At 39.9% G+C, this 24,461-nt stretch carries 15 protein-coding genes; 4 read left to right on the top strand and 11 right to left on the bottom strand.

All coding sequences use genetic code 11. The annotated features are described in order from the left end of the window. Nucleotides 1-8: 8 nt before the first annotated feature. The 11 genes from BW964_RS11630 to BW964_RS11680 form a co-directional block, all read right to left on the bottom strand. Entirely contained in the window at nt 9-2,279 is a 2,271-nt protein-coding gene (locus tag BW964_RS11630; protein ID WP_076507362.1) for a GH92 family glycosyl hydrolase, read from the bottom strand. 17 nt (nt 2,280-2,296) lie between these two features. After that, entirely contained in the window at nt 2,297-3,157 is an 861-nt protein-coding gene (locus BW964_RS11635; protein ID WP_076507364.1) for an ROK family protein, read from the bottom strand. A gap of 371 nt (nt 3,158-3,528) precedes the next feature. Next, nucleotides 3,529-5,943 (bottom strand): endo-beta-N-acetylglucosaminidase H, encoded by a 2,415-nt coding sequence (locus tag BW964_RS11640; protein WP_076507366.1) that lies wholly within the window; start codon nt 5,941-5,943, stop codon nt 3,529-3,531. Nucleotides 5,944-6,001: 58 nt separating this feature from the next. Next, nucleotides 6,002-8,146, bottom strand: a complete 2,145-nt coding sequence (locus BW964_RS11645; protein WP_084175822.1) for an endo-beta-N-acetylglucosaminidase H — start codon at nt 8,144-8,146, stop codon at nt 6,002-6,004. Between the two features lie 182 nt (nt 8,147-8,328). After that, nucleotides 8,329-9,756 carry a glycoside hydrolase family 125 protein gene (locus tag BW964_RS11650; protein WP_076507369.1) on the bottom strand — a complete coding sequence of 476 codons (1,428 nt, stop codon included), beginning with the start codon at nt 9,754-9,756 and terminating at the stop codon, nt 8,329-8,331. A gap of 30 nt (nt 9,757-9,786) precedes the next feature. After that, nucleotides 9,787-12,021 carry a GH92 family glycosyl hydrolase gene (locus BW964_RS11655; protein ID WP_076507919.1) on the bottom strand — a complete coding sequence of 745 codons (2,235 nt, stop codon included), beginning with the start codon at nt 12,019-12,021 and terminating at the stop codon, nt 9,787-9,789. A 128-nt stretch (nt 12,022-12,149) separates the two neighbouring features. Next, a complete protein-coding gene (locus BW964_RS11660) occupies nt 12,150-13,121 on the bottom strand; it encodes a glycoside hydrolase family 130 protein (RefSeq protein ID WP_034724069.1) in 972 nt (323 codons plus the stop codon). A gap of 40 nt (nt 13,122-13,161) precedes the next feature. Continuing rightward, nucleotides 13,162-14,448 carry an MFS transporter gene (locus BW964_RS11665; protein WP_076507371.1) on the bottom strand — a complete coding sequence of 429 codons (1,287 nt, stop codon included), beginning with the start codon at nt 14,446-14,448 and terminating at the stop codon, nt 13,162-13,164. A gap of 189 nt (nt 14,449-14,637) precedes the next feature. Beyond that, nucleotides 14,638-16,275, bottom strand: coding sequence for a SusD/RagB family nutrient-binding outer membrane lipoprotein (locus BW964_RS11670; RefSeq protein ID WP_076507372.1), 1,638 nt, complete (start codon nt 16,273-16,275; stop codon nt 14,638-14,640). Between the two features lie 15 nt (nt 16,276-16,290). Further along, nucleotides 16,291-19,251, bottom strand: a complete 2,961-nt coding sequence (locus BW964_RS11675; RefSeq protein ID WP_084175825.1) for a SusC/RagA family TonB-linked outer membrane protein — start codon at nt 19,249-19,251, stop codon at nt 16,291-16,293. A gap of 420 nt (nt 19,252-19,671) precedes the next feature. After that, a complete protein-coding gene (locus BW964_RS11680; protein ID WP_076507374.1) occupies nt 19,672-20,550 on the bottom strand; it encodes an AraC family transcriptional regulator in 879 nt (292 codons plus the stop codon). Between the two features lie 256 nt (nt 20,551-20,806). Here BW964_RS11680 and BW964_RS11685 point away from each other — a divergent pair, with 256 nt between their 5' ends. The 4 genes from BW964_RS11685 (at nt 20,807) to BW964_RS11700 (ending at nt 24,452) form a co-directional block, all read left to right on the top strand. Further along, a complete protein-coding gene (locus tag BW964_RS11685) occupies nt 20,807-21,670 on the top strand; it encodes a helix-turn-helix domain-containing protein (RefSeq protein WP_076507375.1) in 864 nt (287 codons plus the stop codon). An 88-nt stretch (nt 21,671-21,758) separates the two neighbouring features. After that, nucleotides 21,759-22,178: an OsmC family protein gene (locus tag BW964_RS11690; RefSeq protein WP_076507377.1), complete on the top strand. Its 420-nt coding sequence runs from the start codon at nt 21,759-21,761 to the stop codon at nt 22,176-22,178. 389 nt (nt 22,179-22,567) lie between these two features. Beyond that, entirely contained in the window at nt 22,568-23,173 is a 606-nt protein-coding gene (locus BW964_RS11695; RefSeq protein WP_076507379.1) for a TetR/AcrR family transcriptional regulator, read from the top strand. Between the two features lie 10 nt (nt 23,174-23,183). After that, a complete protein-coding gene (locus BW964_RS11700) occupies nt 23,184-24,452 on the top strand; it encodes an acetyl-CoA C-acetyltransferase (RefSeq protein WP_076507381.1) in 1,269 nt (422 codons plus the stop codon). The last annotated feature ends 9 nt before the right edge of the window (nt 24,453-24,461 follow it).

Below are 24,461 nucleotides of genomic sequence, written 5' to 3' on the forward strand. Positions count from 1 at the left end.
GTTGATCATTATTCCTTCGACATAGAGTATGGAAAGTCCTTTTCCTGCGAGCCTCTTTCTTTGTTTGGCTTGCTGTCCATCTGGAATTCCAGTACGGCTCCGTTCATCAGTTCTTTGTGACTGAGCCAGTTTTTTGAATAAGACCGAAGATTTACGTTTAACGATTTAACGTATAGATTTTCAGCATTGTTAGCAGGTGCTTTTATTTCAATTTTCTTGCCATTTTCCAGGTGAATCACTGCTTCTTTGAAAAGCGGCGCTCCCAAAACATACTGATCTGTAGCTGGTGTTACCGGATAAAATCCTAAGGCTGAGAATACGTACCAAGCGGAAGTCTGTCCGTTATCCTCATCCCCGCAATACCCGTCCGGTGTTGCAAAATAAAGCTTATCCAATACCTGTCTTGTCCAATATTGCGTTTTGTACGGCGCTCCGGCATAGTTGTACAAATAAATCATATGCTGGATCGGTTGGTTTCCGTGGGCATACTGTCCCATATTCATGATCTGCATTTCGCGGATTTCGTGGATGACGCTTCCATAATAACTGTCGTCAAAGACTGGCGGAAGGGAAAATACCTCATCCAGTTTGGCTTCGAATTTCTTTTTTCCTCCCATTAATTTTGACAAACCGTCAATATCCTGGAAAACCGACCAGGTATAATGCCAGCTGTTTCCTTCTGTAAAGGCATCGCCCCATTTAAACGGATTGAATGGTGACTGGAATTTTCCGTCTTTATTTTTACCACGCATCAGACCTGTTTCCGGATCAAATACATTTTTATAGTTATCTGCTCTTTTTTTATAAATATCAATTTCTGAAGCGGGTTTTCCCAATGCTTTTCCTAACTGATAAATAGCAAAATCATCATATGCATATTCCAGCGTTCTGGCCGCATTTTCATTAATCTTTACATCGTAAGGAACGTAACCTAAAGTATTGTAATAGTCTACTCCTCTTCGGCCGACAGCGTCAATCGGACCTTCGTTATTGGCTCCATGTTTTACGGCCCGCCAAAGGGTTTCCACGTCATATCCGCGAAGTCCTTTGATGTAGGCATCTGCCACCACCGAAGCTGAGTTATTCCCGATCATGATGTCAGAATATCCCGGACTGCTCCACTCCGGAAGAAATCCTCCTTCCTTGAATGTATTGGCCAAACCTTCCTGCATTTCTACATTGATGCTTGGATACACCAGATTCAGGAAAGGATACAAAGCTCTGAAAGTATCCCAGAACCCTGTTCCTGCAAACATTTTCCCATCGAGAATTTTTCCGTTGTAAGGACTCCAGTGTTTTACTTTGTTTTCGGCATCTATTTCGTATAATTTCTGAGGGAAAAACAATGTTCTGTACAGAGAGGAATAAAACGTTCTCATCTGCTGATCTGTTCCGCCTTTCACTTCTATTCTGCCCAAGGTTTTATTCCAGATATTTTTAGCATCTGCTTTTACCTGTTCAAAATTTCTGCCTGCGATTTCTCTTTTCAGATTGAGTTCTGCCTGCTCGAAGCTGATGAACGAAGAAGCTGTTCTTGCATAAACGCTTTCTTTATTTTTGAGTTTAAATCCAACAATGGCCCCGGCGTGATCGCTTGTAATTTCCAACTGGTTTTTCACAAAAACGCTGTCTTTCCAGGTCGTTGTTAAATCAAAATCTTTATCAAACTGGATGACAAAATAGTTCTTGAAGTTATTATATTTTCCTCTGGAGTACTTTGTAGTGTAGCCCAAAATTTTTCGTTCTTTCGGTAGAATTTTAATATAGGATCCTTTGTTTAAAGCATCAATCACCACATAGGCACTGTCTGTTTTAGGAAAATCAAATTTGAAAAAAGCAGCTCTTTCCGTTGGGGTAAGCTCTGTCGTTACATTGATATCTGCCAGATAAACACTGTAGCTGTAAGGTTTTGCGTTCTCGGCTTTATGACTGAACCAGCTTGCCCGTTCTTCTTCCTTAAATTTCAGTTTACCGACTCCAGGCATGATGGCAAAAGCACCGTAATCATTCATCCATGGAGATGGCTGGTGGGTCTGCTTAAATCCTTTGATCTTATCTGCATCGTAGGTATACGCCCATCCGTCACCCATTTTTCCGGTCTGTGGCGTCCATAGGTTCATTCCCCATGGAAGTCCTATGGCTGGATAGGTATTCCCGTTGGACAGCGATGGCTTGGATTGGGTTCCCATTAAAGGATTAACATAATCCGCAGGCGATATTCCCTGGCCCAGCGCAAAGATATTGAGGACAATAAAAAAAGTTGAAAATAAAGACTTCATGATATCGTTTTGTTAATTTATCTGTTGCTTTTCTTCAAAGCATAACCCGCAGCACCCAGAATGGCCGCATCTTCAAAAATAGCGGAAATTTTAATAGGAAGATTGATTTTATGCTCTTCCAGATGTTGATTTAACCTCTCTTTAAAGTAAGGATAGACTTTTGCAATATTCCCGCCTATGACCAAAACTTCAGGATTGTAGTTTCTGACATACTGTACAATGAAGTCTGCAAAAGAATCTGCATAATCATCAAATATTTTTGTCTGTCGGTCTTCCGGCTGGTCCAGCAGGTCTTTCGTTCCTGATATTTCTCCACCGGTTAAAGCTTTATAATGATTCACGAACCAACGTGTGGCAAGGTAATCTTCACAGATAGAATCTTTGAAAGGTGAATCCCACAAATCTTCATCTGAGGCTTCTCCATCATAAAAAGCCGTTCCCAAACCTGTTCCCAAGGTAACTCCAAAAACTTTACGGTAATCCCGTACGCAGCCTCCGAAAACCTCTCCTTCAAGAAAAGCTCCGGCATCATTCACAAAATACATCTGATCGGGTGAAATGGCAAGCCTTTCAATCAGTTCCTGTTTAATATTAACCTGATACATATCGATAAATTTCCCCTGCTGCATCAGCGAAATCCCGTTTTCATAATCAAAAGGACCGGGCATCGCTATACCGATGAGAAGCTCACTTTTAACCAAATCATGGGTCACTTTTTCAATGGCAGAGATCCAGGCAGAAAAAATAGTTTCCTTCGGACCGAAAGAATCCACGTGTTCTCTCACATATGTAGCACTGATGATTTCGCGCTTCTCCGGATCCACCTGCGCCATGGTAATATGCGAACCGCCAATGTCTATTCCTACTATATTTTGCATTATACTATGATATTTTTTTTCTTTTGTCAGATATTAGATTTCAGATGTCAGATATCAGACTGCTGTGCTAAGATCTAAAACTCTATATTATTAAATAATCTGAGTAGTTATTAACCATGTCAAGGTTTTGAACCTTGACATGGTTAATATAATTCCCGCCCGTCTTTTTCAGTCTTATCATCTCAACTTTCTTACTTCTATCTAATGTCTGACACCTTTGCTCTTTATTCTTTATTCTTATCCCGAATATTACTTATCAATACTCTTTTTTCTATTAAAACAGACAGACAAGAAAGCCGATTGGCTTTCTGTCTGCCTAAAAATCCCCTAATTTATTTTTACTTTTTATACGCCTGATGAGGATTAATTTTTTATTCTACAATCACTTTTCCGGAAGATGGTGTCTTGCTGTCTTTTGACTGTATGGTATAGATATAGGTTCCCGCAGATAAATTCTGACTGCTGATCACCATATCATTTTTATCTATTTTTTTGCTGACTATTAATTTTCCTGCCCTATCATATAACGTGATTTCACTGGCAGATTTGTCTTTGATGGTAAAATGGATGTCATTTCCTTTTTTAACAGGATTTGGATACGCATAGCTGATATTGTTCTTTTCAGAATTAACTTCTTGTGTAGATAATGCCGCAGTACAAGCTACGTCAGTTCTCCAGTTAGTATTAGACATTCCAATGAGGGTCGCAAAGTGCGTATTGGGCGTAGTATCCAGTGCGCCATTTCCACTGCCTTCATTCATTTTCCAGTTGGCTTCAAGTCCTGTTGTACTGGCGGAAACATTACAATTGCTGGCAATAATTTCCGTTGGAGTTAATGCTCTTTTCCACACTCTGAATTCGTCTAAAAATCCATTAAGGGTTCTTCCGTTCTCATAATTTCTGGCCAGATAAAGAATACCGTTTGCCGTGAAATTACCTGTTGCGGCAACACTTGCATCCAGAACTCCATTGATATACATTTTCATTGCCGAACCATCATAAGTCGCCGCGATATGATACCATGTATTGGCGTTAAATGTGCTCACAGAGTTCAGTTTTATCTGAGAAGTTCCAAAGCTTAATATAAATTGCAGTTTGTTATTGGCCAAATTTCCATCACCAAACCTCAGCATTGCAGAATTACTGTCCCCTACTTCAATCCCCATTACGGATGAGATATAAGGAAAGTTGGGTTTGAATGCATTTACTTTCACCCATCCTTCAAAGGTCACTGCATTTCCGCTAAGGTTAAACTGTCCCGCATTCAGATAATTGGTGCTTCCATTGAACGAAAGTGATCTGGCGCCAGGGCTCTGTACAGGAGCAAATCCACTGTTAAATGTAGATTCACCGGAATATGTGCTGGTCGTTATTCCTCCACATACAGCCTGTACTTTCCAGACATAGCTTGTATTTTCGGTTAAAGCCGGAAGGGTATATGAATTAGTAGCAACATTAGGAACATCAGTCCAGGTCGTTGCTGCAGATGTTTTATACTGTACATTGTAAGCAGTAGCAGTTCCTACGGCATCCCAGGATAATTTAGTCGTAGTTCCCAGGTAGCTTTCGGATTTCATGCCTGACGGCGTTCCGCATGTGCTTCCTGAATTAAAACGGGGAGCAAAGAGATACGTACTTTTTATGGTTGCCGAACAGTTCGACTGTATTCTCCAGTCATATTCAGTATTCAGGGTAAGGTTGCTGATGATGGTATTGTTTCCGGACAAATTGGTCGCGGCATTCACCCAAGTGGTTGAACTGGCTGGTTTGTAATCAATATTGTAGGTCTGGGAAGCATTACCCGTCCAGTTTAATTTCGCTGAAGTTCCTGTAGTATTCGTTACTTCTAGTCCTAAAGGCGGATCGCAGGCATCACCCTGAGTCCAGGAATACAATTGACCGCTAAGCAAAGTATTTTCACTGTACAGAATATTAGATCCGGTACTCAGGTAGCTGGCATTGTTGGCTGCATTAAGATCATACCACATAAATACTCCGTACCCATCATTTATGGTGTTGGTAGCAAGCGTTGTAAGTGTAGCGGGAGATGTTGACTGTGGATTGCTGTTCTGAATCCAGGTAGCCGCAGCGGAAAGCTTGGAATTGGTAAGCGGCGGTACTGAAGGAGCGCTATACGTCCCATAATACGGATTCCAGGCGTAATTGATATAATTTCCGGCTGCATCGCCATTGTAACTTTGTCTTGATATCGCTGGACCAATATAATAAAACGTGATCAGCTTATCCGGCATGGCTAATTTGAGTTCCTGCAGAAGCATGACAAAAGAACTGTTGTTCGGCTGCCCTGTTCCGTTATTTCCATAGCCTGCATATTCATCATCCAGATCTACTCCATCTAAACCGTAAGTGTAGACCGTGTGAGCAATCTGTTGTGCAAAATCACGGGCCGCTTCACGATTCGGGAAATTGGAAATACCTGCTCCCTGATGGTTTCCTAAGATATCCAATAACACTTTAATTCCTTTTTGCTGTAAAGGTCTTACGTAAGTATTGACGTCATTCAAGACCTTAGTTACGTTGTTATTGCTCGAGATATAAGCTCTGCTTTTCGAAACATCATAGTTGATGTTGGCTGCAAAAATAATGGCAACGTCAAAAAGCTGTCTGTTCGTGTTCTGTAATGTATAAGATCCGGCATTCAGCATATTGCTGTTATTCACTTCCACATAGCATACACCCAAAGGATTGAGCTGCTGTGCGTGAAGTCCGGATGCCGCTTGAATGACCAGTGCGATCAGGGCAGTAAAAATGGATTTTTTTTTCATAGTCTATAAGTTTTAATGGCTGATAAAATCATCGGGCCGAAGCCCAATGACTGTTTTTTTATTTTATAATTAATTTTTCTGTCTGTTTCAAACTACCGTCCTGAGATTCAAACTGAATGATATAATTCCCCATCGAAAGCTTCGACAGATCATACGGGTGATCTCCGGCCTGCAGTATTTTAGTTTCTACAACACCTCCATTAAAATTATAAACCGATAATTTTCCTCTGCTATATTCTTCAGGAACAGAAACCGTAAGCGGTGATGACGCACTCACAGGATTTGGGTATAATCTGATCTGTTTTTTAGCTGACACCAGCTCTGCACTTATCTTTTGATTTTTAGCACTTGCTGAAACCTTCTGAGTTCCTGCCGGACATGGAATATCTGTTGCCCAGTTGGAAGCATCCACACCTGTCAGCGTTAATGCCAATCCGTTTCCCGAACTGTCCTGAACTGATGAACCGCTCCCTTCATTAAATTTCCAGTACGCAGCAAGAGCGGAAGCCGGCAGTGTTACATTACACATATTCTGACTGATCTCTGTCTGAGTTAATGCTCTTTTCCAAACTCTGACCTCATCTACTTTACCATTGAAATTTCTGGATGTATTGTATAAATATCCCACATTGAAAGCTCCGTTTGAAGCAACATTTCCGGTTTGGGATTTGGTAGCATCAAGAACGCCATTGATATAAATCTTCATAGCAGAACCGTCATACGTTGCTGCAACGTGATACCAGGTATTGGTATTTAATGCTGTAACTGAAGCCAGTTTTTGCTGAACATTATTGATACTTACCACAAACTGAAGCTTGTTGTTGGCAAGACTGGCATCTCCAAGTCTTAAAAATGCTGAATTGCTGTCGCTCACCTCTGTTCCCATTACAGAAGAAATGTAAGGAGCTGCTGATTTGAAAGACGACGGTTTAATCCAGCCTTCAAAAGATAATGCCGAACCGTTTAAATTCATACTTCCTGCCGAGCCGGATTCACTGGTACCATCCAATAAAAGAGAGGTTGATCCTGACGGAATTGTCCCGCCTACACTTTTGAATCTCGGAGCGAAAATATAAGTACTTTTCACGCTGCAGTTCGTTCTGATTCTCCAGTCATACTCTGAATTGGCTGTCAATCCGGATATGTTGACAGAAGTAGCAGAAATCGCTGTTGCCGCGTTTGTCCATGTGGTAGCTGAAGATAATTTATAATCTACATCATAGGTATTGGTTCCTATCGCTGACCAGTTCAGTTTTGCACCTGTTCCGGTAAGGTTGCTGGTGAATAATCCGATTGGGGCATCACAATTGGCTCCAGCCGTCCATGACTGCAAAGGAGTGCTTAAAACTGTCTGCTGTCCGTATAAAGTTTGTGTTCCGGCAGAAAGCTGTGCTGTTTCATTGGTTCCGTGAAGGTCATACCAAAGGAAAAGTCCGTAGCCACCGGTTTTGGTTTGGCTGGCTAAGCTTGTCGTTGTAGAATTGGAAGTATTTCCCATCCAGACGGCTGCAGGAGAAATCTGTGCTTTCGTAAGAGGAGGAACATTGGGTGCAGAAAAAGTTCCATATGAGGCATTCCAACTGTAATTGATATAATCACCGACTCTCAATCCGTTCCAGGAAAGTCTTGAAGCTGCAGGACCATAATAATAGAAGGAAATGATTTTATCCGGAAGCAGTGCTCTCAATTCCTGGACAAGCATCACAAAAGAGCTGTCATTGGGCTGGCCTGTTCCGTTTTGTCCGTAATCTGAATATTCATCATCAAAATCAATTCCGTCCAGACCGTAAGCATTTACCGTATGGGCGAGCTGCTGTGCAAAATCACGCGCTGCTTCACGGGTTGGAAAATTACAAAACCCTGCTCCCTGGTGATTTCCAAGAATCGTTAAAACCACTTTCATGCCTTTATCCTGAAGCGGTTTTATATACGTGTTGGCATTGGTGAGTACCTTGGTCACGTTGTTATTATTGCTCAGATAGGCCCTTCCGCGGGCAGCATCATAATTAATATTGGCAGCGAAAATATTGACGACATTAAACAGATAATTCCCTGATGTCTGCAGCTTATAGGCTCCGGCATTCAGGATGTTATTGTTATTCACCTCTACATAGCATATTCCCGTAGGATTAAGCTGCTGTGCATGGAGCACAGGCATCGCATGGATGATCATGAGGATCAAAGTAGTAATGGCTTTTTTCATAATGTTTTTTTTAAGTTATTTTGATGTATTTATATCTATTCATTCCCTTCCAAAAAAGAAGAAAATGATCAGTTAATGCCTGAGAATGTCATAAGGTTTTCCCTCAATGAATTCTTTGTAAAACACTGCAACTAAAAAAACGGGAATAAAGGGCGTGCTGCCGCCTTCTGCAAATATCGAGTCTAAGTCAGTAAATCCTGGTTCTCGTTAAAGGTTTTCCATAACAGTTCTCCAAATAATGTATTGGCCCATGCAAACCATTCTCTGGTGAACTTTTTATCATTGTCTTTATGGAAGGACTCATGCATAAAGCCTGTTCCTCCATGGGTTTTCCGTAAAGTATCTATACACCATTTGATTTCCTTTCTGTCTTTCGTAGTAAGGGCTTTCATAATGATGCTCATTGGCCAGATCATATCAAGACCGATGTGCGGTCCACCGATTCCTTCTGCCAGTTTTCCTTTGAAAAAGAAAGGATTGTCTTCTGACCAAACGTAATTTCTGGTATTTATATAAACCGGATCATCAGCTTTTACAGCGCCCAGATAAGGAAGGCCTAAAAGGCTTGGACAATTGGCATCATCCATTAAATTATAACTCCCGAATCCATTGGTTTCAAAAGCATAAATCTTTCCATATTGAGGGTGATTGTAGATTCCGTATTTCTTGATGGCCGCGTCTACCTCATCAGCCAGACTGTTCAGCTGCTGAGCCAGCGCTTTTTCATTTTTGATCTGCGAAACCATTTCTGCTGCCTGGCGTAAACTCACGACTGCAAATAAATTGGAAGGAATAAGGAAAGCATAGATGGTAGCATCATCACTCGGACGGAACATAGAATTGATCAATCCTACAGGCTTTGTCGGATAACCGTAACCTCCCATCGGAATTCCATCTGTAGCCCAGGCTGTCGTACGCTCAAATTGATATGGACCTAAACCGGTTTTTCTCTGCTGCTCTATGAAAGTCTGTAAAGTCAGTTTAATTCCCTGAAGCCAATTGTTATCAAAAGGTGTCGTATCTCCCGTCGTTTTCCAGAAGTGGTAAGCCAGACGGATTGGATAGCACAGTGAATCGATCTCCCATTTTCTTTCGTGGGTGCCGGGTTTCATATCGGTATGATCGTATTCTTTCCACTTGCTTATTTTATTGTTATCGTTATAAAAAGCATTGGCATAAGGATCCTTCAGGATGAATTCTGTCTGTTTGTGAATCACTCCGGAGATCAGTTTGTGAAGTTTTTCATCTTTCTTTGAGAACTGCAGGTATGGGAAAACCTGTGCAGAACTGTCCCGAAGCCACATAGCATCTATATCTCCCGTGATCACATAAGTGTCCGGAGTTCCATTAATTTCTTTATAAAAAACGGTGGTATCTAAAGTATTGGGAAAGCAGTTTTCAAAAAGCCATGACAGCTCTTTATTCTTCACTTTCTTTTTAAAAGCCTCAATTGCACTTTCTACCGCTTCACTCGTAAAATGTCTTTTATCTTTCGGAACGCGGACTACAGGGAAATTTTCTACGCTCAATGTTTTTGCGAAAACATTTTGAGTAAACATCAATCCTGCTCCTGCCAGTGCACTTGTCTTTATAAATTTTCTCCTTTCCATTATACTTTTATATTTCGTTATTTTTTTGATCTATTTTACAGGCTTGCTTCCCATTACAAATTTCAGTTCGCCACCATTCATAATATCGCTGTGATTGATTTCCCAGCTTTTGAATTCTTTCCCGTTCAGGAACATTTTCTGAACATAGATATTTTTATCCGAGATCTTCTCTGCAATGACTGTGAAGGTTTTTCCATTTTCCAGTTTTAAGGCTACTTTCGGAAACTGTGGCGCACCAATGGCGTATACAGGTTTTCCGGGAGTCACCGGATAGAATCCTAATGAAGAGAAAATATACCATGCAGACATCTGGCCGCAGTCTTCATTATTGACAATGCCGTCTGGTTTTGCTGCGTACATATTATCGCGAATGAATTTGATCATTTTCTGGGTTTTGTAAGGAGCTCCTGCGTAGTTGTACAGGTAAGGAACATGATGCCCCGGTTCGTCACCGAATCCCAGAGAACCGATGAATCCTGAAATATCTACATGCTGCTCACCGATCATTTTAAGTTCTTCGGTAAAGGTTTTATCCAGTTTTTCTTCAAATCCTTTTTTTCCTCCGTATAAATTCATCATTTCATCGATCTGATGAGGAACGAAGAAATCGTAAGCCCATATATTTCCGGACACCCAGTGCGGCTGAAGTTTTTTCCAGTCGTTGAGCGTAAAATCAGGAAGGAATTCTCCGTTTTTCTGTCTTGGCCAGAAATGTTTATTTTCTTTGTTGAAGGTGTTAAGGAAGCTCATAGAACGTTTCTTATACACTTCCGCCTCTTCTTTTTTACCTAATTTTTCAGCAAGCTGCTGAATGCACCAGTCGTCATACGCATATTCCAGCGTTGCAGAAACTGAAGCTCCGTTTTCTGATGGGGTGTAGCCTAATTTAATATAATCATTAAGGCCTCCTCCGCCATCGCTGCTGCTCATTTTGTCTGTTAAAGAAGCATCTTTCATCGCAGCAAATGCTTTCTCCTGATCAATTCCCGGCACCCCTTTGGAAATCGCGTCCCAGATCACCGACACACTGTGGTAACCAAGCATACAGAAGTTATCGTATCCACACAATTCCCAGATAGGCATGTGGTCTTTACGGTCTGTGTATCTGCTGATCAGAGAGTTGGCAAATTCTTTTGTATGTTTCTGATCCATGATGGTCAACAAAGGGTGTGTTGCTCTGAAACCGTCCCAGTAGGAATACGTACTGTAGTTTGTAAACCATTTGGTATTCATGTTTTCCTGAGCAGCGACATAATCTCCATTGGTATCCATATACAGATTAGGCGCAATGAATGTGTGATACACTCCGGTATAGAATATTTTTCTCTGGTCATCCGTACCACCTGTCACCTGGAATCTGTTGATAAGATCTCTCCAGGTATTCTGAGCTTTTTCTTTAGCCTGTGCAAAATTTACATTCTTAGCTTCGGCATCAAAGTTTTCCTGAGCACCTTCCGTACTTACGGGAGATAGAGAAACTTTTACTTCAATGCTTTCATTCTCTTCTGTTGAAAATCTCACAAAAGCTTTGGCATCTTTAGCTAGAGCAATTTTTTCGTTCTCTTTTAATTTTCCTTCAGAATAAGTTCCATAGGATTTAAACGGTTTTGAAAATTCCATCACGAAATACGCAAAACGTTTTCCGCCCCAGCCGTTGCTGTAGCAGTATCCTTTGATTTTATTGTTTCCTTCTACACTTACAAGAGTATGGTAAATATTCCCGAAGATTTTATTGGTAGGATCAATGATGACATTGGATTCTTCACTCTTTGGGAAGGTATATTTATGGAAACCCACTCTCGGAGAAGCGGTCAGCTCGGCTTTAATTCCATAGCTGTCCAACATCACGGAATAATATCCTGGTGATGCTGTTTCTCTTTCGTGGCTGAATGTAGAACGGTAGCCACTTTCCGGTTGGTCTTCCGAACCCGGAAGCATCTTTATTTTCCCGACGGTTGGCATTACTAAAATATCTCCAAGATCTGCCCAGCCTGTTCCGCTGAGATGATTATGACTGAATCCCATAATGGTTTTACTGCTGTAATGATATCCTGAACACCAATCCCAGTCGCCACTTTTGGTATTCTGATCCGGGCTGAGCTGGATCATTCCAAAAGGCGTAGTTGCTCCCGGAAAGGTATGGCCGTGCCCTCCTGTTCCTATGAAAGGATCTACCCATGAAAGGACATCATCCTTCCGCTGCTGGGCGTTTCCAACATGAGAAAACAGGATCATTGATAAAACTATAAATAGTTCTTTTTTCATAATCATAATAGGAAAATCTTAAAAATTTCTCAATATAAGAGTTTATTCAACAATATAAAAACCGAAGCAATGATTTCAACAAGCAGGAAAATAAAGTTGATCAGCATATTTTTGTATTTTGAATCAGCCTACAGCGAATTCTTTTTCATAAAGTCAATAATTTCAGAAATATATCCAAACGCAATGGCCACAACGGTATCCGCTGCTCCATAATATACGGTTACCTTATCTCCTTCCGAAAGGGCAGCACATGGGAACACCACATTGGGAATATCTCCCGTAAGTTCATACAGTTCTGCCGGGGCCAGTAAATAAGGTTTCGTTCTGTACAGTACTTTCGACGGATCTTCAAGGTCCAGCAGCGATGCTCCCATAGAATAGCGGAACCCTCTGCAGGTATTGATCACTCCGTGATAGAAAAGCAGCCATCCTTCATCCGTTTTAATAGGAACAGGCCCTGCTCCTATCTTTGTGCACTGCCACGCACTGTCTTCAAAAGGTGCAACCTTCATTACGCAACGGTGCTCGCCCCAGTATTTCATATCCGGACTGTAGCTGATGTAGATATCCCCGAAAGGCGTATGTCCGTTATCACTCGGTCTGCTCAGCATGGCATATTTGCCGTCTATTTTTTCAGGGAAAAGAACTCCGTTTCTGTTGAAAGGAAGGAATGCATTTTCGCACTGAAAGAATTCTTTAAAATCAAAAGTATAGGCTATTCCGATCGTCGGCCCATGATATCCGTTACACCATGTGATCCAGTAGCGGTCTTCTATAAAGGCAACACGGGGGTCATATTTATAGTCAGATTCTATCATTTCAGTATTTCCGGCTTTCATATCAATAGGATCATGATTGATCTCCCAATTGATCCCATCCTTACTGAAACCTGCAAAAATATTCATCTGCACGGCTTTATTATCGCAACGGAAAACTCCCGCGAACCCATCTTCAAAAGGAACCACCGCACTGTTAAAAATGCTGTTGGACGTAGGGATTGCATATCTGTTGATAATCGGATTTGCAGAGTAACGCCACATGATATCCCGGCTGTCTTCCGGACGATCCTGCCAAGGGATCTTTGCTGGTTGAAATGTCATAAAGTATTTTTACTTTTATTTAATATGTTTAATGAATGATTTAGTGTTCTTTCGGCTGATCAGGATAAGAAAACGGAACGAGTAATGTCACGACAAAAGCGGGTATGGTAGCGATGAGTACCCAGATAAAGAACATTTTATATCCTATCCAGTCACTGATCATTCCGCTGAACATTCCGGGAATCATTACCCCAAGATTCATAATCCCGGTTGCAAAAGCATAATGAGCCGTTTTATGTTCACCCGGTGCGATCTGCTGCATTATGTAAAGCATCAGCCCCACAAAACCGAATCCGTAACCAAAATATTCCACCACCACGGCAATTCCTACCGGAAGCAGTTCTGTCGGCTGGAAATAGGCCAGTAATGCATAGACTATAAATGGAATATTAAAGGCTGAACAGAGCCATATCAGCGATCTTTTCAGTCCTCTGGCAGCAATGAAATAACCGGCCAGTACAGATCCTAAAATAAATGCCGCTGAACCGTAGGTCCCATAAATAAGTCCAATCTCTGAAGTAGACAATCCCAGTCCGCCTGAAGTTCTAGGAGCTTTGAAAAATAAAGGGGCAATTTTGATCGCAAATCCTTCCGCAAAACGGTAGAGGATAATGAAGAGGACGGCCCATATGATGTTTTTCTTTTTGAAGAAAGAAATGATCACTTCCAACAGCTCTTTACGAACGTTTCCAGCTTTTCTGGTTTCTTTTTCCTGTTTATTTTCTTTCGGTAAAACAGCGTAATGATAAATAGCCAGCAAAAAAAACAGAAGGCCATAAATCCCCATGATGATCATCCAGGCATTGACAACTCCTTTTGTTTTTTCTAAAACGCCGGCAAAATAAACCAGAACTCCGCTGCTTATGATTTTGGCCAAATTATAAAAAGCTCCCTGCCAGCCAATGTATTTTGCCTGTTCTTTGTTCGTTAAAAAATTGATATAGGTTCCGTCTGCAGCAATGTCATGCGTGGCGCCACAAAATGCAACCACCGCAAAAAGAGCAATGCTGTATTTGAAAAAATCCGGCAAAGGAAGCGTTAAGGCAACCAAAGCAAACAGAATTCCGATAGCAAACTGAGTGGCAACAACAAAGAACTTTTTAGTCTTATAAATCTCCAGAAAAGGGCTCCAGAGAGGTTTTAAGGTCCAGGAAAACATAATAAGTGCCGTCCAGAATGTAATCTTGGAATCTGAAACACCCATATCCTTATACATAATTCCGGAAACCGCATTAATGGTCACAAAGGGTATTCCCATTGCAAAATATAATGTGGAGATCCAGAAGATCGGCTTTACTGAGCGAGTTTCAGATTTATTGTTTCCCATATTCAAATTAAAATAGTAAAGAAAAGAGGACCTCTCAAAAGGGGTCATTCCGGATTGAAACGAAACTAAAATTGAAGAATTCTGAAACAAACGTTTTAAGAAATTTCTCCTTCCGGAATGAAAAAAACCAAATTAAATCTAACTTTTGAGATGGCCTCTCTATCTTTATTTTTGATCTGCTTAAAATTATTACTTTTTATCCCACCACAGTTTGGTACCTCCGTTATCAGGACCGCCTAATTGCTGAACGGCCTGTGCGTAATTAAAAGTTGAGTTTTTGGTATCATTGGTGAACGGAACTCTTCTGATCATCTGATCTGTATTGATTAATCCGCCACTATCATTTTTTCTGACTTTGAATAAAACCGGATACCCTGTTCTTCTCTGTTCTGTCCATGCTTCAGGACCATCGGGATAAAGAGCCAGCCATTTTTGAGTGATAATTCTTTCCAGTTTCTTTTCGTTAGAATCACCGCTGTTCCAGGCAATTGTAATTGTACTTAATTGTGAATTTCCAGCCAGTACATTATTCTCTGCATTTTTTGGATCAATATAAGGAGCTTCTGTAGAAACACCATCGGCAAGATAAGTAGCTGCGTCAGCACTTTTACCCCATTCTCCAAAAGATTGGCTGACACCTGCCTGATAATTGGCTTGTATATCGCCTGCCCCTGAATACCCCCTCAAGGCTGCCTCAGCTTTTAAAAACCAGGTTTCAGCAGCCGTAAACAATTTGAACTTTCCGTTTACGCCGGAAAAATAATCACCGCTGGCCGCTCTTGCTGCCGGTTGAGAATAACCGCCATAAGTAGGTTGTCCATTGATTAAATTAATCCCTTGACGTATCCCTATATATTGAGGTTTACCATTGATATAGGTTGCCGGATCAGTTGCCGGATTGGCATACGCAGGAAGTCTGGGATCTTTGAAACCATTCATATAAGCCATGATGGGTGCCCCTATAGAGCAGTCACCCCACGAATAGATAATAAAACTTAATTCGTGCTGCCCAACACTGATCAAAGCATTGTCTGCATTGTCTGCTATCAATCCTGCGGATGAGGCGAGCGCTTCTTCAGCATACTGTCTTGACTTTGCGGGATCAGCATAGCTCATACGTAACGCAAACCTCAGCTTAAGAGAATTGGCCAGTTTTGCCCATTTAGCTATATCTCCACCATAAATCAAATCTGATTTTTTCACCACACTTTTATCTTCTACGTTCTGTGTAGCGGATGTATTTTGTACTTTTTGCAAATCAGCAATGGCAACGGTAAGGTCATGAATAAAATTATTGTAAGCGTCCTGCTGAGAATCGAAATCTGTAATACCGTTTGCATTAGGGGTGTCATATTTGCTGTACACTACGGGTCCGTGACGATCTGAAACTCTTGATGCTGTAAGAATTTTCAATATTTTTTTCACGGCAAAAGTTGCGGTGAAATCTATTCCCGGATAATTGTTTTTCGCGGCATTATCAATAATAATAGAATTATTAAAAGTATCCTGCTGTCTCGCAATGATTCTATTGTTCCATCCATCCATCATTAAATAGGTAAGATTATTTGTCCCCCCATTAAATTGTGATGCTGTACTGAACATTCCGCTATACATATCTGCATTAAGATTGGTCGCTAACTGATAATCTGCCTGAAAACCTCTTTGCATTGATTTCATTGGATCTACAATTGCTTTAAAATCTGCATAAAAATTTTCCGGACCCCCTACTTTTTGCTGATTAAAGTCTTCAAAGTCTCCGGTGCAGCTGGAGGCAGAAAAAAACACCGCTACTCCAAGTATATAAGTTTTAAAATTATTTATTTTCATTTCAGTATGGTATATTTAGAAGTTAGCTTTTAATGATAATCCGATCGATCTGGTAATTGGTATCCCAAAAGAATCCACTCCTACACCGCCAGGTGTGTTTCCTGAAACCTGTTCAGGATCAAACGGTGCTTTTTTATAAAAGAAAAACAGATTTGTTCCCACAATACTTACGGTTGCATTTCTCAGATAGCTGGAGTTAATATCAAAAGTATATGCGATAGACGCTTGGCGCAGTCTTACAGTAGTTGCACTGTATATATAGGCTTCATCAATCCCTGCTCCTTCCTGGTTGGCTCCTACAGCTTTATAATAAACTTTAGCATCGGTTAGTCCGGTATATGCAGCTCCTGCATTCGGAGTTCCTGGCGCATATACAGCATTCGGGATCGATACTCCGCCAGCATCTCTGGCAGCAGCACTCGCCTGGCTCACCCCAAGCATATCATTTGCTTTTTCTGTAAGCGACAGTACTTTACCTCCAAACTTCCCATCAATCAGAAAAGAAATCCCTAATTTTCCAATATTAAAAGAGTTGTTAAATCCTAACATAAATTTAGGATTCGGATTCCCTAAATAATCAATGTTTTTTTCTGCCAAAGGTTTTCCATCAGCATCCACCAGAATTCTTCCCTGGTCATCTCTCAGGAATTTGATCCCATAGATGTCTCCGAAAGATCCGCCTACTTTAAGTTTCGTATAAGCACCACCACCAGTAAGTGCAAGAGGTAGATTTTCCGGAACTTTTAATCTGTCTGGAAATAATTCTACAATTTTGTTTTTGTTGGTAGACCCATTTAAATTAGCTGTCCAGCCGAATTTTCCTGAATCAAATATTTTATAGGACAGAGAAGATTCAAAACCTGTATTTTGTATTTTTCCAGCGTTTACATAATAGGAACCGGATGGCAAACCTCCTAAATTAGAGGAGATCGTAACTGGCAGAAGCTGGTTCGTGGCTTTTGAATTATAGTAGGTGATATCAAAATTTAAACGGTTTTTGAACAATCTTAATTCAGTCCCCACTTCAAAAGTCTTATTGAGTTCCGGTTTTACAAACAATTCACTGAAAGCAGGGTCTGTCACGAGTGAATATTTAGGGTATAAAATTTGCCCCGCATCTACAGTATATCCATAAGCCGTATTATATGGAATTGTAGCAGTTGTTAAATTGGCAGGCAATCCTAATCCTACGGTAGCATAAGATCCTCTGATTTTCCAAAAGCTAATGGTTTCAGGCAGTTTAAAGATGGAGGATAATACAGCATTAAGCCCTACAGATTCATAATCGTACCCACTAGTTCCTGTAAATGCTAATGTAGAATCCCAATCATTTCTAAAGGTCATATCTACATAAACCATATTCTTGTAGCCCAAAGATGCGCTTGCAAAAACCGATTGTACTTGTTTTTTAGTGCTGTAATTTATGTGATGAAACCCGTCTCCTACGCTCCTGTCTACATTCCATTGCAGATTACTGACTGTAAATAAATTCGGAGCTGACAAATAGGCATTATCAATTTCTGTCACTGTATTTCTTGAAGTATTGATACTTCCACCCACCGTAAAGTCTAACGAAATATCTTCGCTCAACTTTGGACTTCCTACTAATAAGACATCCCCATAAGTAGAAGAGTTTTCATATTTGTTTTGAAGGAGTCTTCCATTAATTCCGCTACTCGTTATAAGATTTGGATCTGAATAGGCAGAGACGCCTCTCTGGCTATCCGTCACATTCCAGCTATAATTCCCTCTTACCCTTGCAGATAACCAAGGATTGATTTGATAGGCAAGCGATAAAGCACTATACGTATTTTTGTTATTAACAGTAACTTTATTTCTGTTTAATATCCAGTAAGGGTTTTGCGTTGCAGGATTTCCGTTGAATTTTCCATCCGGTCCTATCGCCCACCAGTTTTGAGCAGGTAATAGTCTCGTTTTGTCGATATAAGAATAGTTACTATCATTATATTGATCAAAATCTACGCCTCTTGGCAACCAATATAAACTGACTAAAGGTGAAAAAGAAACACCGGGAGTCTGTCTGTTGACACTATTTTGCAATGACCCAATAAAATTAGCATCCAACGTTAGCTTATCATTCAGATATTTGCTGGAATTTCTAAAAGAAACATTGTATTGATCGAAATAAGAAGAAGGAACAATTCCTTTATTCGTCGTATTTCCTATCGAGAAATAATTCGTTGATTTTTCAGTTCCTGACTGGAAAGAAAGGCTGTTCACCCATGTCGTTCCATTCTGGAGGAAATCTTTCAGGTGATCCTTAGAAACCCCTTTTGCTCCCCAGCTTTCATTGGAAACACCCGGCGTTTGGCCGGAGACTGCTGGATCATAAGAAAGATAGCTATGCTGCAGCTTGGGAAGACTATAGGCCTGATCTACTGTCAGACTGGTATTATAGCTTATAGAACTTCTACCCAGTTTTCCTTTTTTAGTGGTAATCAGTATCACCCCATTACCTCCCATAGAGCCATAAAGAGCGGAAGCAGAAGCTCCTTTTAAGAAGTTCATGCTTTCAATATCATCCGGATTGATGGAGCTTAACACATCTCCTGCATCAGGCATGGTAGAATATTGGCTGGCCTCAGGAGCCTTTCCAACTCCGTTAATAATCGGTATACCATCTATTACATACAGTGGCTGGCTGCTGTTGGCAGATTTATTTCCTCTCATTAAAACCCTAACCGAACTTCCCACCCCGTTAGTTCTATTGATCTGTACGTTGGAAACTTTTCCACTGATAGAATTTAAAAAATTGGGAGTTTTCACTGCTGTAAGTTCATCTCCCCCGATCTGCTGGCTTGAATACGTTAAAGAACGGGCCTGCCTTTTTATTCCTAAAGAAGTTACAACCACCTCTTCGATTTTGGTTGTATTAGCAGTATCTGCCTTTTTAGTTTCCTGTGCGTAAGCAGACAAAGAAAAAACTAATAAAACCGGTATAACAGTTTTTCTCATAAGGTTTAGTTTTATTAAGGTTTATTTGAGAATCAATTCCATCACTTTAAATATTATTTACTATATAAAACAATATGAATCTTCTTTTTTCTTCAACATTATGTTCCATATGCATTAAATAATTAAAGTTTTGTTAAGATTTAATTCATATTAGCAAATCTAAATTTTGTTCACAATCAGATATAATGCTATTTTATCATAAAACGATATTATTCTTTCAGGTATTTTTTGACCGATCAATTTATCCACTGATTTGCAACACAGTACGCCCATTTGAGGCTTTTGTCTTTTTGAATTATTTACCTGCTATTTTTTTAACACTTTTTGACTAAAAAGCATCTGTCGTGCATCAAAAAAAGATCCGGATAGACGTATCCGGATCTTAAGTATATACAATGTATTTCGTTAATTTAAAATAGGTTACTCAATTTTTTTCACCCCTTTAAAAAGTTCCTTAAATTCAGTAGGTGTTGTTTTTTTGATGGATTTGAAAACTTTGTTGAAATTAGCTATATTATTAAATCCAGCCTCAAAAGCGGTCTCAAAAACAGTCAGATTTTTCTCCATCAACCACCGGGCAGCATAGCTAATTCTGATTTCGTTCAGATAATTCACAAAAGTTTTACCCGTTCTTTTCTTAATGAATCTGTTGAAAGTTACACTGCTCATATTGATAAGCGAAGCAGCATCATGGAGTGTTATTTTATTTTCAAAATTCTTATGGACAAAATCATGAACAATCTTCATTTTATCATTATCTGCAAAGGTTTCCGATTCTATGCTGTACGAGGACAAAAGCGTTTTATCTTCAGCAATGGCCAGTTCATTAAGAATTTTCATGATCTCAATAAAAGATTCAAAGCTGTTCATCTTTGATAAATTGAGAAAGGAGTCTTTCAATTTTTCAGCGGTTTCCTGAGAAAATAAAATTCCCCGAATCGAGTCCTTCATCAGGTTGCTGATGGGCTTCAGAATATTTTTATCCATCATCGACTGGTTAAAAAAATCCTGATTGAACTGTACCGTGATCTCATGGGTCTTGCGGTTTTTGCACTTGTGGTTGGCCCAGCAGTGTGGTAAATTGGGACCTACCAATACCAGTTCGATGTCGCCGATCTCTCCGGTGTGGTCCCCGATCATCCGGCGGTATCCTTTTCCTTTGCTGATAAAATTGATCTCGATCTCCGGATGATAATGATAGGGGAAATCAAAGGATGCTTTTATCCTGTCAAATACAAGAAAACTGTCCTCGGGAGATAACGGGGTGATTTCTCTCAAAATATTTTCTAGCTTGCTCATTTAATCTTTGAAGAAGTTAAAGTTATCATTCAATACCGTACTTTTTACAAAATTGATAAAAAACTAATCAACTAATATATAATTTTTATTTTTTTTACGCTTTTCATTAATAAAGTTAAATAAAAATTAAAAATCACACCCATAATGAATAATAGAAGTCGGATTGATCCTGTAAAATCACGCATATAAGAAACCGATTGTATTTATTAACATGGGCAAAACCTTCTTTTTTGTATCTTTAGGCTAAAGTCATTGTATGCAGCAGCTTATTTTTGAAGATCACTATAAGAAACTCGGGCTCGAACTATTCTCCCAGGACAATCTGGAGAAGATCAATGGGACTCAATTCAGATATGATATCAAAATCCTTTTCATTCCGGAAGGCTATGAGCTTACTGTAGATTTTAATCATTACAAAGTCTCAAAACCTTCCCTGTTCTTCCTCACCAATCAGCATCTCTCCATAGAAAAAGGAAAAGAGGACTCTACTCTGCTGTACTATAACCGTGATTTCTATTGCATCCAAATCCACGATAAAGAAGTAGCCTGCGACGGACTCCTGTTCCATAATGTATTTGAAATTCCTTTTGTAGAACTGACCGATGCTGAAATTTCCGATATTAAAAATTTATTCCAGCATATAAAAGATGAGCTCGAATGGAAAGATTCTTCTGCTGAGGAAATGATCAGAACGTATGTGAAACAGATCATCATCCGGGCTACCAGAAACTGGAAAAAACAACATCTTAATAATGATACAGTAAAAATTCCGGGCACTGAACTGGATATCTTCAGGGATTTCAGCAGATATCTTGAAATTCATTTCAGAGAGAAACACAATGTGGCTGACTATGCGGAACTCCTTCATATGGCCCCGAAAACATTAACACATAAGTTTAAAAGCCTGAATATAGAATCTCCCAACCAGCTGATCATCAACAGAATTTTACTGGAAGCGAAAAGACTTCTTTTCTACACCGATAAACCTGTGAAAGAAATTGCGCACGATCTTGGCTATGAGGATCCGGCTTATTTCAACCGGCTTTTCACCAATAAAACCGGAAGCACACCTGCCAATTTCAAGAAAAACTACCCGTCGGGAAAAAAGTACAATATTTAAGTCATTTTATCTATTGAATCCGGCTTTCAACCACCCTATCTTTGTATCATCAAAATCAATATATTAAAAACAACAAAAAGCAAACATTATGAAACGTAACGCAACCGCCGTTTGGAACGGTAACATCAAAGAAGGTAAAGGACATTTAACCACTCAAAGCACCACTTTAAACGAAACCCAGTATTCTTTCAACAGCCGTTTTGCTGACGGAGTGGGAACGAACCCTGAAGAATTACTTGCCGCAGCGCACGCAGGATGTTTCACGATGAAGTTAAGTGCAGAACTTTCTCAGGCAGGTTTTACACCTGAAGAGCTAAAAACAACTTCTGTGATTACTCTTGACCCAAGCGTAGGAAAGATCACAAAATCTGAACTGACTTTAACGGCAAAAGTTCCGGGGCTTTCAGAAGAAGAATTCCAGAAATTTGCCAAAATCGCTGAAGAAGGATGCCCGGTAAGCGCAGCTTTCAACTTTGAAATTACTTTGAATGCTACTTTAGCTCAATAATATTCAAATTTCTTTATTTAAACCATTAGGATTTTCTTAATTAGTCTTATTTGATTAAAAAATCTTAATGGTTTAATTCTTCATAGAAAATCTCTGATTTCCATACAACTTAGTGTATTTTTAACCACAAAAGCCACAAAAACTTTTAAGTCATTTAAACACTTTAGAACACTTTAGTTTTAAAAGTTTTAACCTCCTGAAAATAATTAGACCACATAAGTAAAAAATCAAAGATTTTTAAAGAAGCTTAAGTGGACTTCTTATGCATGATGTATTGAACTTAAAAATAACTAAAGTGTTCAAAAACTTTGGTGGTAAAAAAACAGTTATAAAATAAAATATACCAATCGGTATATTTTTGTATATTTGTATTGAAATTAAACACTTAAATGTCAAAAGCAGAAAAGACCAAACAGTTTATCATTGAAAAAACAGCTTCTTTATTTAATACGAAGGGCTATTTGTCTACGTCTTTGTCTGATATCACAGAGGTAACAGGTTTAACGAAAGGCAGTATCTACGGAAATTTCGAAAATAAGGATGAAGTAGCTCTTGAAGTATATAAATACAATTCAAACCTTCTAGCCAAAAACATGGCCCGGTCTTTAGGAGAAGAATTTCCAACGACCATTGATAAACTCAACGCTTTTGTCAATTTTTACCGTAAAAACTGGAAAGCGGTATTTAAAAACGGAGGCTGTCCTTTGATGAATGCCGCCACTGAAGCCGATGATACTTTTCCCAGCCTGAAAAAACAGGTCACCCGATCGTTTGAAATTTGGATTAAAAAAATAGCAAATGTTATTGCAGACGGTCAGCAAAACGGAGAAATACATCCAACTATAGATGCGGATGAGTATGGTTCTCTGTTTATCATGATGATTGAAGGCGGAATATTACTGTCCAAAACAACAGAAGAGGAAAAATATTTACATATGGCCCTAGACAGAATCGCATTCATGATCGATAAAGAATTAAAAATACTTCCCTCATAAATTTTTCACTATGGAAACAAAAAAAGTGGCTATCGTAGGATACAGCAGAATCCCTTTCGCAAGAATCAATACAGCCTATGCGGACCTGGATAATCAGGAACTTCTGGAAGCTGCGCTCAACGGACTGATCAATAAATACCGCTTACAGGGAAAACTTCTGGGTGAAGTAGCCGGAGGAGCTGTGATCAAACATATCTCCGAAAGCAACCTCATCAGAGAATCTGTGATGAATACGGCTTTGGATCCCGCCACGCCTGCATGTGATCTTCAGCAAGCCTGTGATACAGGAATTGAAGCTGCCGTTTATATTGGAAATAAAATTGCACTGGGACAAATTGAGAGTGGTATTGCCTGTGGTGTTGAAGCTATGAGTAACATCCCATTTGAATCTGCACCAAGATTAAGAAAAGCATTATTAAAAGCCAACAAAGAAAAATCAGCGTTTGGAAAACTGAAACAACTGCTGACTCCAAAACTTAAAGACTGGATGCCTATTGCTTACAAAGGACAGGAGCCGAAAACAGGTCTGGTGATGGGTGGACATACAGAAATCACAGCCAAATATTACAATATCTCCCGCGAAGAACAGGATGAACTGGCTTTAAAAAGTCATCAGAATATGGCTAAAGCTTACGACGAAGGTTTTTTCGACGATATGATTATTCCTGCTTTTGGCCTTGATAAAGACAATAATCTCCGCAGAGATACCAGCATTGAAAAGCTTTCCCAGCTGAAACCGGCTTTTGATAAAGAAAACGGAACCTTGACTGCCGGAAATTCAACCCCCTTTACCGATGGTGCTTCAGCCCTTTTAATGGGCAGCGAAGAATGGGCAAATGCCAATGGCCTTCCTATTTTAGCCTATGTCACTTTCTCAGAGGTGGCAGGAATTGAATATGTGGAAAACAAGCAGAATCTGCTTCTGGCTCCCGTTTTTGCTGCTGACAGAATGCTTAGAAAGGCTGGAATGAGTCTGGAAGATTTTGATTATTACGAAATTCACGAAGCATTTGCGGCTCAGGTTCTGGCCACCATCAAAATCTGGGAAAATGATGATCTGGCTAAAAAATTCGGTCTGGAAAAAGCATTGGGAAAAATTGACAGAAGCAAACTGAATGTAAAAGGCGGAAGCCTTGCCGTAGCGCATCCCTTTGCTGCTACAGGCGGGAGAATTATCGGTACGCTTGCCAAACTGCTCCACGAAAAAGGAAGCGGAAAAGGATTTATCTCCATCTGCGCAGCACGCGGACAGGGGGTCACGATGATTTTAGAAAAATAAAACAGAAAA

This window comes from Chryseobacterium shigense (assembly GCF_900156575.1).
Taxonomy (GTDB): domain Bacteria; phylum Bacteroidota; class Bacteroidia; order Flavobacteriales; family Weeksellaceae; genus Chryseobacterium; species Chryseobacterium shigense.

What these genes read in the sequence shown, in the direction of transcription:
- BW964_RS11630 (WP_076507362.1), bottom strand. Translation starts at nt 2,279, where the DNA reads ATGAAGTCTTTATTTTCAACTTTTTTTATTGTCCTCAATATCTTTGCG.
- BW964_RS11635 (WP_076507364.1), bottom strand. Translation starts at nt 3,157, where the DNA reads ATGCAAAATATAGTAGGAATAGACATTGGCGGTTCGCATATTACCATG.
- BW964_RS11640 (WP_076507366.1), bottom strand. Translation starts at nt 5,943, where the DNA reads ATGAAAAAAAAATCCATTTTTACTGCCCTGATCGCACTGGTCATTCAA.
- BW964_RS11645 (WP_084175822.1), bottom strand. Translation starts at nt 8,146, where the DNA reads ATGAAAAAAGCCATTACTACTTTGATCCTCATGATCATCCATGCGATG.
- BW964_RS11650 (WP_076507369.1), bottom strand. Translation starts at nt 9,756, where the DNA reads ATGGAAAGGAGAAAATTTATAAAGACAAGTGCACTGGCAGGAGCAGGA.
- BW964_RS11655 (WP_076507919.1), bottom strand. Translation starts at nt 12,021, where the DNA reads ATGAAAAAAGAACTATTTATAGTTTTATCAATGATCCTGTTTTCTCAT.
- BW964_RS11660 (WP_034724069.1), bottom strand. Translation starts at nt 13,121, where the DNA reads ATGACATTTCAACCAGCAAAGATCCCTTGGCAGGATCGTCCGGAAGAC.
- BW964_RS11665 (WP_076507371.1), bottom strand. Translation starts at nt 14,448, where the DNA reads ATGGGAAACAATAAATCTGAAACTCGCTCAGTAAAGCCGATCTTCTGG.
- BW964_RS11670 (WP_076507372.1), bottom strand. Translation starts at nt 16,275, where the DNA reads ATGAAAATAAATAATTTTAAAACTTATATACTTGGAGTAGCGGTGTTT.
- BW964_RS11675 (WP_084175825.1), bottom strand. Translation starts at nt 19,251, where the DNA reads ATGAGAAAAACTGTTATACCGGTTTTATTAGTTTTTTCTTTGTCTGCT.
- BW964_RS11680 (WP_076507374.1), bottom strand. Translation starts at nt 20,550, where the DNA reads ATGAGCAAGCTAGAAAATATTTTGAGAGAAATCACCCCGTTATCTCCC.
- BW964_RS11685 (WP_076507375.1), top strand. Translation starts at nt 20,807, where the DNA reads ATGCAGCAGCTTATTTTTGAAGATCACTATAAGAAACTCGGGCTCGAA.
- BW964_RS11690 (WP_076507377.1), top strand. Translation starts at nt 21,759, where the DNA reads ATGAAACGTAACGCAACCGCCGTTTGGAACGGTAACATCAAAGAAGGT.
- BW964_RS11695 (WP_076507379.1), top strand. Translation starts at nt 22,568, where the DNA reads ATGTCAAAAGCAGAAAAGACCAAACAGTTTATCATTGAAAAAACAGCT.
- BW964_RS11700 (WP_076507381.1), top strand. Translation starts at nt 23,184, where the DNA reads ATGGAAACAAAAAAAGTGGCTATCGTAGGATACAGCAGAATCCCTTTC.